The organism is Christiangramia forsetii KT0803 (assembly GCF_000060345.1).
GTDB classification, from domain to species: Bacteria; Bacteroidota; Bacteroidia; order Flavobacteriales; family Flavobacteriaceae; genus Christiangramia; species Christiangramia forsetii.
The window spans coordinates 3,539,771-3,554,529 of sequence record NC_008571.1; the positions used below are offsets into that span (position 1 = coordinate 3,539,771).

Annotated in this window: 17 protein-coding genes; 9 read left to right on the top strand and 8 right to left on the bottom strand. The window is 36.8% G+C overall.

The window, feature by feature from the left end:
- Nucleotides 1-302: 302 nt before the first annotated feature.
- The 4 genes from GFO_RS15930 to purN all read right to left on the bottom strand — a co-directional run bounded on the left by GFO_RS15930 (nucleotide 303) and on the right by purN (nucleotide 4,331).
- A complete protein-coding gene (locus tag GFO_RS15930) occupies nucleotides 303-2,201 on the bottom strand; it encodes an amidophosphoribosyltransferase (protein WP_011711219.1) in 1,899 nt (632 codons plus the stop codon).
- A 72-nt stretch (nucleotides 2,202-2,273) separates the two neighbouring features.
- Nucleotides 2,274-3,197, bottom strand: coding sequence for a PfkB family carbohydrate kinase (locus GFO_RS15935; RefSeq protein WP_041250170.1), 924 nt, complete (start codon nucleotides 3,195-3,197; stop codon nucleotides 2,274-2,276).
- A 73-nt stretch (nucleotides 3,198-3,270) separates the two neighbouring features.
- Complete coding sequence (gene rnhA / locus GFO_RS15940) at nucleotides 3,271-3,735, bottom strand: ribonuclease HI (RefSeq protein WP_011711221.1); 465 nt, start codon at nucleotides 3,733-3,735, stop codon at nucleotides 3,271-3,273.
- Nucleotides 3,735-4,331 (bottom strand): phosphoribosylglycinamide formyltransferase, encoded by a 597-nt coding sequence (gene purN, locus GFO_RS15945; RefSeq protein ID WP_011711222.1) that lies wholly within the window; start codon nucleotides 4,329-4,331, stop codon nucleotides 3,735-3,737. Before purN ends, rnhA begins: the two co-directional genes overlap by 1 nt.
- 147 nt (nucleotides 4,332-4,478) lie before the next feature.
- On the opposite strand from purN, the gene GFO_RS15950 reads away from it, so the two are divergent.
- The 5 genes from GFO_RS15950 to pyk all read left to right on the top strand — a co-directional run bounded on the left by GFO_RS15950 (nucleotide 4,479) and on the right by pyk (nucleotide 8,747).
- Nucleotides 4,479-4,715 carry an acyl carrier protein gene (locus GFO_RS15950; protein ID WP_011711223.1) on the top strand — a complete coding sequence of 79 codons (237 nt, stop codon included), beginning with the start codon at nucleotides 4,479-4,481 and terminating at the stop codon, nucleotides 4,713-4,715.
- A 13-nt stretch (nucleotides 4,716-4,728) separates the two neighbouring features.
- Nucleotides 4,729-5,982 carry a beta-ketoacyl-ACP synthase II gene (fabF, locus tag GFO_RS15955; protein WP_011711224.1) on the top strand — a complete coding sequence of 418 codons (1,254 nt, stop codon included), beginning with the start codon at nucleotides 4,729-4,731 and terminating at the stop codon, nucleotides 5,980-5,982.
- Nucleotides 5,983-5,985: 3 nt separating this feature from the next.
- The gene (rnc, locus tag GFO_RS15960) at nucleotides 5,986-6,717 is read left to right on the top strand and encodes a ribonuclease III (RefSeq protein ID WP_011711225.1); all 732 of its coding nucleotides are present in this window, start codon (nucleotides 5,986-5,988) and stop codon (nucleotides 6,715-6,717) included.
- A gap of 114 nt (nucleotides 6,718-6,831) precedes the next feature.
- Complete coding sequence (locus tag GFO_RS15965) at nucleotides 6,832-7,317, top strand: IPExxxVDY family protein (protein WP_011711226.1); 486 nt, start codon at nucleotides 6,832-6,834, stop codon at nucleotides 7,315-7,317.
- A complete protein-coding gene (gene pyk, locus GFO_RS15970) occupies nucleotides 7,317-8,747 on the top strand; it encodes a pyruvate kinase (protein WP_011711227.1) in 1,431 nt (476 codons plus the stop codon). The genes GFO_RS15965 and pyk overlap by 1 nt, the downstream gene beginning before the upstream one ends.
- 57 nt (nucleotides 8,748-8,804) lie before the next feature.
- Here the strand turns inward: pyk and GFO_RS15975 are convergent, their stop codons facing one another.
- Together GFO_RS15975 and dinB are read right to left on the bottom strand one after the other, a co-directional pair.
- A complete protein-coding gene (locus GFO_RS15975; protein WP_011711228.1) occupies nucleotides 8,805-9,314 on the bottom strand; it encodes a lipocalin-like domain-containing protein in 510 nt (169 codons plus the stop codon).
- Between the two features lie 5 nt (nucleotides 9,315-9,319).
- Entirely contained in the window at nucleotides 9,320-10,411 is a 1,092-nt protein-coding gene (dinB, locus tag GFO_RS15980) for a DNA polymerase IV (RefSeq protein ID WP_011711229.1), read from the bottom strand.
- A gap of 555 nt (nucleotides 10,412-10,966) precedes the next feature.
- Here dinB and GFO_RS15985 point away from each other — a divergent pair.
- The 4 genes from GFO_RS15985 to GFO_RS16000 are packed head-to-tail and all read left to right on the top strand — an operon-like array spanning nucleotide 10,967 to nucleotide 13,542.
- Nucleotides 10,967-11,632 (top strand): NAD(P)H-binding protein, encoded by a 666-nt coding sequence (locus GFO_RS15985; RefSeq protein WP_011711230.1) that lies wholly within the window; start codon nucleotides 10,967-10,969, stop codon nucleotides 11,630-11,632.
- A gap of 5 nt (nucleotides 11,633-11,637) precedes the next feature.
- Complete coding sequence (locus GFO_RS15990; RefSeq protein WP_011711231.1) at nucleotides 11,638-12,108, top strand: CYTH domain-containing protein; 471 nt, start codon at nucleotides 11,638-11,640, stop codon at nucleotides 12,106-12,108.
- Nucleotides 12,108-12,608: a YciI family protein gene (locus GFO_RS15995; RefSeq protein ID WP_011711232.1), complete on the top strand. Its 501-nt coding sequence runs from the start codon at nucleotides 12,108-12,110 to the stop codon at nucleotides 12,606-12,608. The genes GFO_RS15990 and GFO_RS15995 overlap by 1 nt, the downstream gene beginning before the upstream one ends.
- Before the next feature lie 4 nt (nucleotides 12,609-12,612).
- Entirely contained in the window at nucleotides 12,613-13,542 is a 930-nt protein-coding gene (locus GFO_RS16000; RefSeq protein WP_011711233.1) for a DUF5996 family protein, read from the top strand.
- Here the strand turns inward: GFO_RS16000 and trxA are convergent.
- Nucleotides 13,539-13,835, bottom strand: a complete 297-nt coding sequence (gene trxA, locus GFO_RS16005) for a thioredoxin (protein ID WP_011711234.1) — start codon at nucleotides 13,833-13,835, stop codon at nucleotides 13,539-13,541. The two genes, GFO_RS16000 and trxA, sit on opposite strands and share 4 nt — an antisense overlap.
- Nucleotides 13,836-13,895: 60 nt before the next feature.
- A complete protein-coding gene (locus GFO_RS16010; protein ID WP_011711235.1) occupies nucleotides 13,896-14,744 on the bottom strand; it encodes a phosphatase PAP2 family protein in 849 nt (282 codons plus the stop codon).
- Nucleotides 14,745-14,759 lie beyond the last annotated feature (15 nt).

Genomic DNA, 14,759 nt, shown 5'->3' on the forward strand with positions numbered 1-14,759 from the left:
TATGCTATGGTATATTAAAGATAATAAGAATCTATCTTCGATTTTGTTTTTTTAGATGAAGTGCCTGTAAATTAGTTAAAATACTGAAATTCAAAAAAGTGAAAAATAATTAAGGGATATTTTGCTACAAATTTGGAGTTGAGTAGAAATAAAAAAAGGCGGAATAAATTCCACCTTTTTTTGCCCCAAATCTACCATGAACTTAACCTACTTATGTTATGGTATCACTAAAGTATATAGAAATGAACAACGCACAAAGAATATTAGACCAAGTGCAGTTATATTAGTTAAAAGGTATAATTTTAATAAGCTCGTCCCTCTTTCCCTTCGAAAAAGTTCATAAATGCTCTATTTACAACCCGGTTACCTCCTGCAGTGGGATAGTTTCCGGTAAAATACCAATCACCGAGGTTTTTGGGACAGGCCAAATGTAGATTATCTACCGTTTGATAAATAACTTTTACCTCTGCATTCACATCTTCATCACATAACAATTCTGAAATTTTATCAGAAATTTCTTCATCGGTAAAAGGATCATAAATTTCCTTTACAAAATTTTGAACATCCTTATCGTCCAGGTCTACCTGTTCTTTACATTTATTGTAAACTTTTTCTACAATGTCGTATTGGTTATTATCCTTTAAAAGTTCAAGAGCCGCTCTAAAAGCTACCAGACCTTCTAATCTGGCCATGTCTATTCCGTAACAATCTGGATATCTAATTTGTGGTGCAGAAGAAACTACTACGATCTTTTTAGGTTTTAACCTATCCATCATTTTAATGATACTCTTCTTTAAAGTAGTTCCCCTAACAATACTATCGTCTATAATTACCAGATTGTCTTCTGGTTTTACCACACCATAAGTAACATCATAAACATGTGCAACCAAATCATCACGACTGCTGTCTTCAGTAATAAAAGTTCTAAGCTTTACGTCTTTGATGGCAATCTTCTCTGTCCTCAATCGGTGAGAAAGTATTTCCTGAAGTCTTGCATCGGTCAAGGTTTCCTTCTCCTCCAGGATAGCTTCATTTTTTTGCTTATTTAATTCATCCTGTGCAGCTTCCACCATTCCGTAGAAAGATGTTTCAGCTGTATTAGGGATAAAGGAAAAAACAGTTTTAAGGGTATCGTGATTTATAGATTTTAAAACGTCTGGCATTAGAAGTCTACCCAGCATTTTTCGTTCTTCATAGATCTCAGCATCACTACCTCTGGAAAAATAAATTCGTTCAAAAGAACATGCTTTTCTTTCCAGTGGTTCTAAAATTTCTTTGATAGAAACATCACCATTTTTCTTGGTGATAATGGCATTTCCGGGAGGCAGTTCATGTACATCTTTAAAATCTACATTAAAAACCGTCTGTATTACCGGTCTTTCTGAAGCTACCACCACCACTTCATCATCTTTGTAATAATATGCAGGCCTAATGCCGGCGGGATCTCTAAGTACGAATGAATCTCCATGTCCAATCAAACCGGCCATTGCATAACCACCGTCCCAATCTTTGGAGGATTTTCTGAGGATCTTGGCAACATTTAGTTTTTCTGCTATTACCGGTGATGCTGTAACCTTTGAATACCCTTGCTTTTTTAGCTTCTTATATAACTTACGAACTTCATCATCCAGAAAGTGACCAATCTTTTCCATCACGGTAACCGTATCGGCTCTTTCTTTAGGATGCTGACCAAGCTCCACAAGATTATTGAAAAGCTTATTCACATTAGTCATATTAAAATTCCCGGCCACAATAAGATTACGATGCATCCAGTTGTTCTGTCTAAGAAATGGATGTACGCTTTCTATGCTGTTTTTCCCAAAAGTCCCGTATCTCACATGGCCTAAAAAGACCTCTCCCAGGTAGGGAATATATCTTTTTTGAAGCTCTGTGTCATCCGCATATTCGGGATTGGCTTTTATTTCATCATTGATCCTTTCATTGATCTGCGCAAAAATATCCTGTATAGGTTGCGCCTGATTAGAACGAACCCTGCTTATATAGCGTTCTCCGGGTATTGTATTGAGTTTGATGCTTGCAAAACCAGCACCATCCTGCCCGCGGTTATGTTGCTTTTCCATCATCAGGTACATCTTATTTACACCATAAAATGCTGTACCATATTTTTCCTTATAATAATCAAGAGGTTTTAAAAGCCTTATATGTGCAATTCCGCATTCGTGTTTTAAAGCATCACTCATATCGTAGTTTCCTTTAGGAATAAGTTTGTTGTGTTGGTCACAAAAAAAGCCCTGAAATTACAGGGCGTTATGTTAATCTAGTTGTGTTTCAAATTGTGTTAATTTCCTGAACTTGTCCAGCCTTTTATCCACCTGCTCACCTGTTAGGGATTGCATCCTTTCTGTTCCAAATTTTTCAACGCAGAAAGAAGCGAGATTAGAACCATATATAATGGCACTTTTCATATTTTCAAAAGAAATATCTCCGGTTCTGGCAAGATATCCTATAAATCCGCCAGCGAAAGTGTCACCTGCGCCCGTTGGATCAAAAACTTCTTCTAATGGAAGCGCTGGAGCAAAGAATATCTGATCTTTATGGAAAAGTAAAGCGCCATGCTCCCCTTTTTTAATGACTACATATTTTGGGCCCATTTCTTCGATCTTTCTGGCAGCCTTCACTAATGAATATTCACCTGAAAGCTGTCTTGCTTCCTCATCATTAATAGTAATTACATCTACTTTCTCGATTACTTTCATCAAGTCTTCCAGGGCATTGTCCATCCAGAAATTCATGGTATCTAAAACTGTAAGTTTTGGATTTTCTACCTGCTCCAGAACGCTTAGCTGAACTAAAGGATGTAAATTTCCTAACATTACAAACTCTGCGTCTTTATGCGACTCCGGTACAACGGGGTTGAAATCTGCAAGCACATTAAGTTGCGTGTCCAGTGTATCTCTGGTATTAAGGTCATTATGATATTTACCACTCCAAAAGAATGTTTTACCACCTTTTACAATTTCAATACCTTCTATATCTATATTGTTCTTTTTAAGAAGATCTAAATATTCATCAGGGAAATCTTCTCCAACTACTGAGACTACAGCGCTGTTAATATCAAAATTTGAAGCGGAAAGTCCAATGTAAGTGGCTGCACCACCTAAGATTTTATCGGTTTTTCCAAAAGGAGTTTCAATAGCATCGAACGCAACGGTTCCAACAATAAGTAATTTACTCATAACGGGTTTTAAATTGACGCTGCAAATATACAGTTTGTTTTTCAAGGTATAAACCTCAAATTAGTTCAATATGTTAAGCTTTGTAACCGGTGTCTTCTAAGAGGTCTTTCCCTTTAGATGCCATCACGGCTAAAGCATCGCAACGTTCATTCTGAGGATGATCATTATGGCCTTTGATCCATTGAAATTGAACTTCATGTCTTCGGAAAACTTTTAAAAATGCTTTCCATAGATCAGTATTTTTTCGATTTACAAAATTCTTCTTTTCCCAATTAAACACCCAGCCTTTATTTACTGCATCTGCCACATATTTCGAATCTGTAAAGACTTTTGCCGGAGTCCCCGGGTTTTTGAGTTTACTGATGGCGACAATTACAGCCATTAATTCCATGCGGTTGTTTGTAGTAAGCTTAAAGCCCTGGGCATATTCCTTTTTATAGGGTTTGCCAACCCATTCCATGACCACTCCAAAACCTCCGGGACCTGGATTACCTCTTGCAGCGCCATCGGTGTATATATGAACTTTGGGAGTTTGCATTAGTTATTATCTTCTAATATTTGCTGAATTACTTCCGGGAAGTGCTTATACTCTAATTCGTGAATTTTTCCTGCGAGACTTTCAGCTGTATCATGATTTTCTATGCTAGTTGTTGCCTGAAAAATAGTATTTCCTTCATCATATTTTTCATTTACAAAATGAATGGTAATACCGCTTTCAGTTTCTTTTTCAGCAATGATCGTTTCATGTACTTTATTGCCGTACATCCCTTTTCCGCCGTATTTAGGCAATAATGCTGGATGAATATTTATTATTTTATCTGGAAATTCCTCTATGATATTTGATGGGAATAACCATAAAAATCCTGCGAGAACAATAAGATCCGGATCAATATCTTTTAAGATGTTTAGCACATCATTTGTATGGTACAGGGCTTCTTTATCAAATAAAAGCGCTTTTACATTAAGATCATGCGCACGTTTTAAAACTCCTGCAGATCTGCGGTTGGAAAGAACCGCAACAACCTCAATATTTTTGGATTTCTGGAAGTATTTTATGATATTTTCGGCATTGGTACCGGAACCGGAAGCAAAAATTACAATCTTTTTTGTGTTCGTACTTTCTTTATCACTCAAAATAAGCTTGTTAACATTTATTAGGATGTAAAATTAATTGCTTTCAATGAATTTATGTAAATTACCACCACATTTTTAGAGGAAAAATCGGTTTTAAAATAAAGTTTTTTATTTTTGCCACCTAATCAAAATTAAAAGAATAAAATTATGTCAGACATTGCATCAAGAGTAAAAGCTATCATCGTTGACAAATTGGGAGTTGACGAAAATGAAGTTGTAAACGAAGCCAGCTTCACCAACGACTTGGGTGCTGATTCACTAGACACAGTAGAATTGATCATGGAATTCGAAAAGGAATTTGACATCCAGATCCCAGACGATCAGGCAGAGAACATTGCTACTGTAGGTCAGGCAGTTTCATATATCGAAGACGCTAAAAAATAAATCAACACACCATATGGAGTTAAAGCGAGTAGTAGTTACAGGCCTTGGTGCCTTAACCCCAATTGGTAACAATTTAGAGGAATATTGGGAGGGACTTATAAACGGTAAAAGTGGTAGTGCGCCTATCACTTATTTTAATGCCGAAAAGTTCAAGACTAAATTCGCTTGCGAACTCAAAAACTTCAATCCGCTAGATCATTTTGATCGGAAGGAAGCAAGAAAGCTTGATAGGTTTGCTCAATATGCCATGGTATCGGCAGATGAAGCTATTCAGGATTCCGGGATAGACCTTAATACCGTAGACAAATATCGCGTTGGCGTAATTTGGGGAGCGGGAATAGGAGGCCTTGAGACTTTCCAGAATGAAGTTATTAATTTTGCAGAGGGCGATGGCTCTCCAAGATTCAATCCTTTCTTTATCCCGAAAATGATTGCAGATATTGCCCCTGGTAATATCTCCATCAAACACGGGTTTATGGGAGCGAATTATACTACTGTGTCGGCTTGTGCATCTTCAGCAAATGCTATGATAGATGCGCTAAACAATATTCGTTTAGGTCACAGTGATATAATCGTTTCAGGAGGATCTGAAGCAGCAGTTACTTTAGCAGGAATGGGCGGATTTAACGCAATGCATGCCCTTTCTACTAGAAATGATAGTCCTGAAACAGCGTCAAGACCTTTTGATGCTACCAGGGATGGATTTGTACTTGGTGAAGGTGGTGGTGCGCTTATATTAGAAGAGTATGAGCATGCGAAAGCCAGAGGTGCCAAGATATATGCTGAAGTAATGGGCGGAGGTTTATCCTCAGATGCTTATCATATGACTGCACCGCATCCTGAGGGTGACGGAGTAGTTGCGGTAATGAAAAATTGCCTGAAAAATGCCGGACTAAAACCGGAAGACGTAGATGCGATTAATACGCATGGAACTTCAACACCACTTGGTGATGTTGCTGAACTTAAAGCAATAACCAAGGTTTTTGGAGATCATGCTAAAAAAATCAATATCAATTCTACCAAGTCTATGACCGGGCATTTACTGGGAGCAGCTGGAGCAATTGAAGCTATTGCGGCAATTCTATCCATGAAATATGGAATTATACCTCCAACTATTAATCATGAAAATATTGACGAGAATATCGATCCTGAACTAAACCTTACGTTAAATAAGGCTCAGAAGAGAGAAGTTAATGTAGTAATGAGTAATACATTTGGGTTTGGCGGGCATAATGCCTGTGTAGTGTTTAAGAAACTTGACGAATAGACAATGAGCGTTATTCGTAACATATTAAATTCCCGTTCTTCTAAAGGCGGGAATTTTTTTAATATACTTACTCAAATTCTCGGATTTAAACCTAAATCCATTTTACATTATAAAAAAGCCTTTACTCATCGTTCTTTAAACCGAAGGGATGAAGATGGAAACGCCATCAATTTTGAACGTATGGAGTTTTTAGGCGATGCCATGCTAAGCGCTGTGGTTGCTTCTCATTTGTTTAAAGCCGTTCCCGGAGGAAATGAAGGTTATCTAACCAAAATGAGATCTAAAGTGGTTAGCCGGAAGCATTTAAATGAACTAGGGAAAGATTTGGGTCTAATAGAACATGTGCAAACCAATATACCAAAAGATCAATTTGGTGTAAATATTCATGGAAATTTATTTGAAGCGCTGGTTGGAGCGATCTATTTAGACCGTGGCTACAAACATTGTAAACGCTTTATCTATGAGCGCGTGATAAACCCTTATGTTGATATTGAGCAATTAGAAGGGAAAGTGATAAGTTATAAAAGCCTGGTGATTGAATGGTGTCAGAAGGAGAAGAAAGAATTTGATTTTAACGTATATGAAGATACGGGAAATGATGAACTTAAACACTTCGCTGTGAAATTGCGTATAGGTGGGCGTGTAGTGGCTAAGGCAAGAGCAACGTCGAAGAAAAAGGCAGAAGAAAAAGCTTCAAAGAGAGCTTATTATGCACTTCAGGCGAAGATCGACTGATTTTCGAAGATTTAGCGTATACTAAAACGTTTTCGTAAAAAATTAGGAATTTTAGGGCCTTAGCATCTTCATTTTGTTAATCATATAGTATCTTTAACCTTAAAGTATAAATTTATGCAATCGCATAAAATGCTTCTGGAAGTTGAAGATGAGCATTTTAATTTAATCGCCATTTATTCCTCACTTGAAGGATATAAAATGGCGTATTTTTTAAATAAGTATCTCAAAGTTCGACTTGAAAGAGAGCGAATAGATATTGATTTCAATCACGCGGAATATAATGCGTTATATGCGCTGTTTTCTCATAAAGACCCAAATTCCTATTATAGTTTAGATCTTGTTGCTAACAAATTTAAGGGTAAAACCAAAAAAATTCTAAGTTCGGGATCGCTATTTGAAGAAGAGGAATTGAGTCCGCAGGAAGTAAATCTGATCCCTGAATATAATAAGGTTGATTATTTTCTAAAAATTAGTGAAGAGATTCAACCAAAAGAATTTAACAGGATTCTTAACAAAATAGGACAGATTCCTGGAGTTCAGGGTGCTTATGCGATTGAAATTGAAAATTTAAAATCCAAACAAAATCTAATATTCGAATAATGCCTACCAATAAAAAAACAAAAATTGTCGCTACACTCGGTCCTGCAACTAGTAGCAAGGATATATTAAAAAAAATGCTGCAGGAAGGTGTGAATGTTTTTCGTATTAATTTCTCTCATGCTAATTATGATGATGTAAGAGAAAGAATCAAAATGATTAGGGAGTTGAATGAGGAAGATGGTTTTAACGCTGCTATTTTAGGAGATCTTCAGGGACCCAAATTAAGAGTGGGTGTAATGAAGGAAGAGGTAGTGGTGAATGAAGGCGATCATATTGTTTTTGCAACGGGAAAAGAATTTAAAGGTACCGCCGAAAGAGTTTATATGAACTATGACTCTTTTCCAAAGGATGTAAAAGCAGGAGAAAGAATTTTGTTGGACGATGGTAAACTTATCTTTGAAGTGGTGAAAACCAATAAAAAAGATGAAGTAAAAACTAAAGTTATCCAGGGAGGGCCTTTAAAATCTAAAAAAGGAGTAAATCTTCCAAACACTAATATTTCATTGCCGGCTCTTACCGAAAAAGATGTGAAAGATGCGATCTTCGCTTGTGAAATGGGGGTTGACTGGATGGCACTCTCTTTTGTAAGACATGCTGAAGATCTTATAGAGCTTCAGAATATAATTAAACAACATTCTAAATATAAAATTCCTATCGTGGCGAAAATCGAAAAGCCTGAAGGAGTTGCTAATATAGATAAGATCGTAGCTTATTGTGACGGACTTATGGTTGCTCGTGGAGATCTTGGTGTTGAAATTCCAGCACAGGAAGTTCCGCTTATTCAGAAGAAATTGGTGCTTACAGCAAAAAAAGCCAGAATTCCGGTTATTATCGCTACCCAAATGATGGAAACAATGATCACAAGCCTTACTCCAACCAGAGCAGAGGTGAATGACGTTGCAAACTCTGTAATGGATGGTGCAGATGCGGTAATGCTTAGTGGTGAGACTTCAGTTGGACAATATCCGGTTCAGGTAATCCAGAAAATGGCTCAGATTCTTCAAAGTGTGGAGAATTCACCATTAATCAAAGTTCCTCATGAACCCCCTCATGTAAGAACAAAAAGATATATTACAAAGGCAGTTTGTTATCATGCGGCGCATATGGCCAATGAAATTAAGGCTAAGGCTATTTGTACGCTTACCAATAGTGGATATACCGCTTTTCAAATCTCTGCCTGGAGACCGGAAGCTCATATTCTGGTTTTCACTTCTAACAGAAGGATTCTTAATCAGTTGAGTTTACTTTGGGGCGTGAAGGCATTCTTCTATGATAAATTTGTAAGTACAGATGAGACTATAGATGATATTAGCGTAATAGCAAAGCGAACAAAATTTGTTGAAACGGGAGATTTTACAATTAACCTTGCGGCAATGCCTATTACTGCGAAAGGAATGGTAAATACTTTAAGAGTTTCTGAAATAGAATAGTTTTCTGAAACTAAATTATATAACCGGGAATTTATCTAAGGATATATTTCCGGTTTTTTAATGGTGAAAATACCGGTCTCCAATATTAAGATCTTCCCGAACCAACACATCTGTGATCGTCCTTAACTTGTTACCGTATTGCTTATGCTTAAAAGACACTTTTAATGTGTCTTTGGTTAATTTCAGGATTTTGAAATATTTATAGTCTTTGTCAGTGTTCAGTAATTTAGGTAGATCTGGACTGCTTATTTTCACATAATAATGGTCGTTTGGTCCTTTTTTAAACTGCCATTCTCCAGAAAGACTAGGTCCGCAGTCCCTATTTTCTTCATTATTATCAAATACGGTTTGATCTGCTTTGAATGTCTGACGATACGCCAAAAAACATGGGTTCATATTCATTCGAATATCATCGTTATAGCGACGTGCTATCTTCCAGGTTTTCAGGCTGTCTCCATAAATTAAATTTGAAGCATTTTCAGGTAAATTGTAGGGCCTATTATCCTCGCTACAAGAGGATAGAAAAAATATTGAACTAATGAAAATTAACAGGAAATGATTTTTCATGAATTCTAAAATTTAAATTTTAACTGGACAAAGATCTCTTTTTGTTCCTCTTTTTTATCTCCTTTTTCAGTATTGAGATTAGATAAACTTATTCCAAGAAGACGTACAGAATTCTTCATTTTCTCCTGATATAAAAGCTCTTTAGCTATTTCCAGGATCAGGTCTTTATTGGCGATATAGAAGTTAATAGTTCTGCTTCGTGTTTGCTGGGTAAAATCACTGTATTTAATCTTTAGCGTAATCGTTTTTCCGGCAACTTTGCTTTTTGTAAGTCGGCGTTCTATCTCTTCTGCAATATTTTCCAGCCGTTCCAGCATAAAAATTTCAGAAGAAATATTTTCATTAAAAGTTCTTTCAGCTCCCAGCGATTTTCTAATTCTATGAGGTTTAACTTCGCTTAAATGAATACCTCGAACCACATTATAAAAGTGAGTTCCGCTTTTTCCAAAATGTTCAGTGAGATATTCTTCAGATTTCAATTTTAAATCTTTTCCGGTAAAAATCCCTAAACGATACATTTTTTCGGCAGTTACTTTTCCAACCCCATAGAACTTTCTAATATCGAGTTCTTCCAAAAACGCTATGACTTCTTCCGGCTGAACGGTCTTCTGTCCATTAGGTTTATTAACGTCGCTGGCTATTTTCGCAATGAATTTATTGATGGAAATTCCGGCGGAAGCATTCAGTCCCGTTTTTTCCTTAATTCGGTCTCTTATCTGTTTTGCGATTAAAGTTGCACTGGGATTTCCTTTTTTGTTTTCAGTAACATCCAGATAGGCTTCATCTAATGAGAGGGGTTCTACCAGGTCTGTATACTCAAAAAAGATCTCCCTAATCTGGCCTGAAATCTCTTTATATCTTTCAAATCTTGGTTTCACGAAAATCAGGTCGGGACAATTTCGCTTGGCGATTACACTACTCATAGCACTACGCACACCAAATTTTCGAGCTTCGTAGCTGGCGGCACTTACCACACCTCTTTGAGAACTTCCGCCAACTGCCACGGCTTTCCCACGAAGTTCGGGATTGTCCAGTTGTTCTACTGAAGCATAAAAAGCATCCATATCTATATGGATAATTTTGCGAAGTCTTTCCACCTGACAAATTTAGTGAAACTTCATTTCCGAAGCCAAAGGCGCACCGGAAATGATTAGTTTCACTTATCCCGATGCAAGAGGGATCTTATGAATGATAGGTTTGAATTTCTACTTCATTTCCGAAGCCAAAGGCGCACCGATAATGATTAGTTTCACTTATCCCGATGCATGAGTGATTTTATGATTATGAATAATAAACCTTTTCAATACGCTGTCAGTTTATTTTGAAAAATGTAGGAATGTCATTCCGACGAAAGGAGGAAACTCCAGTTTCCAGGAATATTAATAATAAAAGATTCTTCTCTTCAATACGTTCCGCGCTGAATGACAATTAATTCTTTCGGAATTGAAATTATACTCAAAATATTTCTCACTCCGTTGCACTGTGTATCAAAATGACCTGGGTTTGTCATTCCGACGAAGGAGGAATCTTTCTATTTAAACCGTACTGACTTGCTTCTTTATTTCTGAAAGATAAAAGTGCCGGTCAATTATAAATCAAATATTCAATTCTAAAACATAAAACTTATCTTTGATAGGGTACGAGATAAAAAGATGAAACAAAAAACTGCAATAATTTTAGGTGCTACCGGCTTAACCGGAAGTATTTTGCTGAAAAAGCTCCTAAATGATGATCGTTATCGAAAGATCAAGGTATTTGCCAGAAATCATGTTCAGCAAAAACATGAGAAAATTGAAGAATATTTGATCGACTTATTTGAACTTGAAAAAGTAGCTGATCTATTCACTGCAGATGAGGTTTATTGTTGTGTTGGTAGTACCCAAAAGAAAACCCCCGATAATGATACATACAGGATGGTTGATTTTGGAATTCCGGCCACGGCAGCAAAACTCAGTAGTAGAAATAAGATAAATACTTTTCAGGTGATATCAGCGATGGGTGCCGATGAGAAAAGCAGGTTTTTTTATAATCGGATAAAGGGCGAAATGGAAGGAGCGGTGCTGGAACAACAGATTTCAAATACCTATATACTGCAACCTTCTTTAATTGGAGGAAATAGGAAGGAGAGCCGTCCTTTTGAATTTATCTGGAAAAAAATAATGAGTATTGGTGATAATTTACTCGTGGGAAGTCTTAAAAAATACAGAACCATTCATCCAGAAATTATTGCTGATGCCATGATATATCTGGCCAATAATGATTATAGAAGTGGCACCATACCTTCAGATGAAATTAAAAATATTGCTGAAAAGAGATAATTGAAATGCAGGAAATAGAACGAAAATTTTTAGTCACTTCAGATAAATTTAAAGAACAGGCTTCAAAAAAGACACTTTTTATTCAGGCTTATTTAAATACACATCCTGAGAGAACTATAAGAATAAGAATTAGCGGCGATAATGCATTTATGACAATTAAAGGGAAGTCTTCTGAAAATGGCTTGTCAAGATTTGAATGGGAGAAGAAAATTCCGTTAGGTGAAGCGAAAGAATTGTTGAAATTATGTGAGCCTGGGAAAATTGAGAAATACAGGCATCTCATCCCTTTTGGGGATCATACTTATGAAGTAGATGAATTCTTGGAGAATAATAATGGGCTTGTCATAGCTGAAGTTGAACTGCAAAGTGAGGATGAAAAGTTTAAAAAACCCGATTGGCTGGGAAAAGAGGTGACCGGCAACCTTGATTATTATAATTCAAGTTTAATAGCAAAACCATTTAAAAACTGGAAATAATGAATAGAATTTTATATTTTCTTGTCATTGGTCTTTTAGTTGGGTGCATGGATGTACCAAATAATGAAGCTTCAGAAAATAAGGAGATAGAAGTTAAAAAAGATTCCGTAGTAACTCCAGATATCGCTTCAATAGAAAAGCAATTAAAAAAAGACGGTTATCAGACTTTTAGTTATAAAGCGGGGGACACCACCTATTTAATGCAACAATACTATATGGTATTTTTGAAATCCGGTCCTAAACGTAATCAGGATTCTACAAAAGCAGCTGAACTTCAGAAGCAGCACTTAGCGCATCTAGCCAGGCTTGATGAAGAAGGTTATACCAGCTTAACCGGACCAATGGGAGATGACGGGGATTTACGCGGGATCGTAGTTTTCAATACCGCCACTCAAAAGGAAGCCGATAGTCTGGCAAATTTAGACCCAATGGTGGAAGCAGGAAGACTGGTCGTGGAAGTTCGCCCATGGTGGGTGGCCAAAGGGGGCAAACTTAAATGATATTATGAAACCATCTAATAAATTACCTGAACTTAACTATGTAGGCAATGAAGAAAAAAAGCTTACACTGCATTTATTCTTTCAGATTTTAGGAAAGATTAGAATGTGCTTTGCTTCTAGAAAAAATCATTGGTGGTATATCACCTTATATGTTTATGAAAAGGGCTTCACAACGGGACCAATATCTATAAATAACGGTTTTGACACTTTTTCGCTTAATTTGAACATACTTCAAAGCAGACTTGAGATCACTAAGAGCAGCGGGGAAACCAAGGAATTTGATTTATACAAAGGACTAAGCGTTGCTACGTTTTATAATAATGTTATTAATTTTCTAGAAGATCTTGAAATTCAGGTTGAAATAAAAGAGAAACCATATGATTTAAATATTGATAAAGAGTTTTCAGAAATAACCGATATTCATAATTATGACAAGGAGTATAGTACTTCCTTTTGGAAAACCTTTCAATGGGTAGATTCAGCTTTTAAAGAATTTAGTGGACGATTTTATGGAAAAACCTGTCCTATTCATTTGTACTGGCATTCGATGGATTTGGCGGTAACTCGTTTTTCCGGAAAAAAAGCACCCGAAATGGCTAAAGAAGCAAGAATTTCTGATAGGGATGCTTATACCCATGAATGTATAAGCTTTGGATTCTGGGCCGGAGATAAAAATGTTCAGGAACCAGCCTTTTATTCTTATACGTATCCGGGACCGGAGAATATGAATTTACAAGAACTTAATCCCAAAACAGCCAACTGGGTGCTGAATAATGGCTCTTATATGGCAATCTTAACGTATGCCGACCTTAAAAAAGAGAATAATCCTCGAAATGTATTGCTTGATTTCATGGAGTCGGCCTATCAGGCTGGAGCTAAATTAGCCGGCTGGGATGTTAAAACTTTTGAAGTACCTACTTTGAAAGATCTCTAGATTGAAGTAATCTTATTTTTAATTTCTTCTTTAGGCAATACCCCCGACTGTCGCCACATTTGTTCTCCATTTTTAAAAATGATCATGGTAGGAACGCCCCGCACCTGATATTTTGCAGCTAACGGTTGATTTTTATCCACATCAATTTTTACAATTTTCACCTTATCGCCAAGTTCTTTCTTCACCTGCTTCAGAATTGGAGCCAGGGATTTACAGGGGCCACACCAGTCTGCATAAAAATCGATTAAAACCGGAGTTTCACTTTTGATGATATCATTAAAACTACTTTTCATAAACTGAAATTTGAAAAATAAAGATAAGGATTAGGAATGAAGCTTTTATTTAAGAAGAGGTTAAAAAGTGCCTACCAGTCCCACTCGTCCAAGACCAAGATGCATTTTCCACGAAATCACTTTTTCCTTTTGAACGCCATAGTCCCTTTCAAAATTTAGGTATTTATCTATGCTATCTACCACAGCTACACTGATGGCTAGACTAAGCCCCACGTCAGTAAGCCAGTGTGCACCCGACCATAATCGTGATACAGGTGAAATAAGCCCAACACCCATAAGTCCCGCTTTTACAAATGGATTTTTAAATTGCTTGGAAAGTGCATACATAGTAGTAAAAGATAATATGGTGTGTCCAGACGGGAATGAATGGTACTTCCCTTCACTACTGAATGGATCAAAGCTGTTTTTACCTTCCTCAGCCGATGGTCTGGCACGTCCTACTGCAGTTTTTGAAATAGACTGAATGATTCCCGAAGCTGTCGCTGCAGAAATCATTAGCACTCCTGTTTTCCTTATTTTTTCGTTCTTCGTAAACAATCCAACCAGATAAACTGCTCCTGTAAGGCCATAATTATTTTGCGGACTACCAAAGTACCATCCAATATCCTTAACCAGAGTTGGAGCGTCTTCTCCCTGCTTAACAAAATATTCGTTTGTTTCTTCATCAAAAATGTATAGAGCAGCCGTTCCGGCAACCACTGCTCCTGCAGTAATAAAATCATCTTTTTGCCACTTTAGGGGAGCAGTATAGGCTTTTTTGATTCCACCAAATGCACTTTGTCCATCATATTTCATCAAATCCCAGGTTCTGCTTAGAGTGTCCTTAGACTTTACCTCCTGAGCATCAACCTTGTTTAGGGATATAAACACAAGAATAAAACTGATAGATATTTGTATAATTTTTTTCATATAATTTCAAAATAG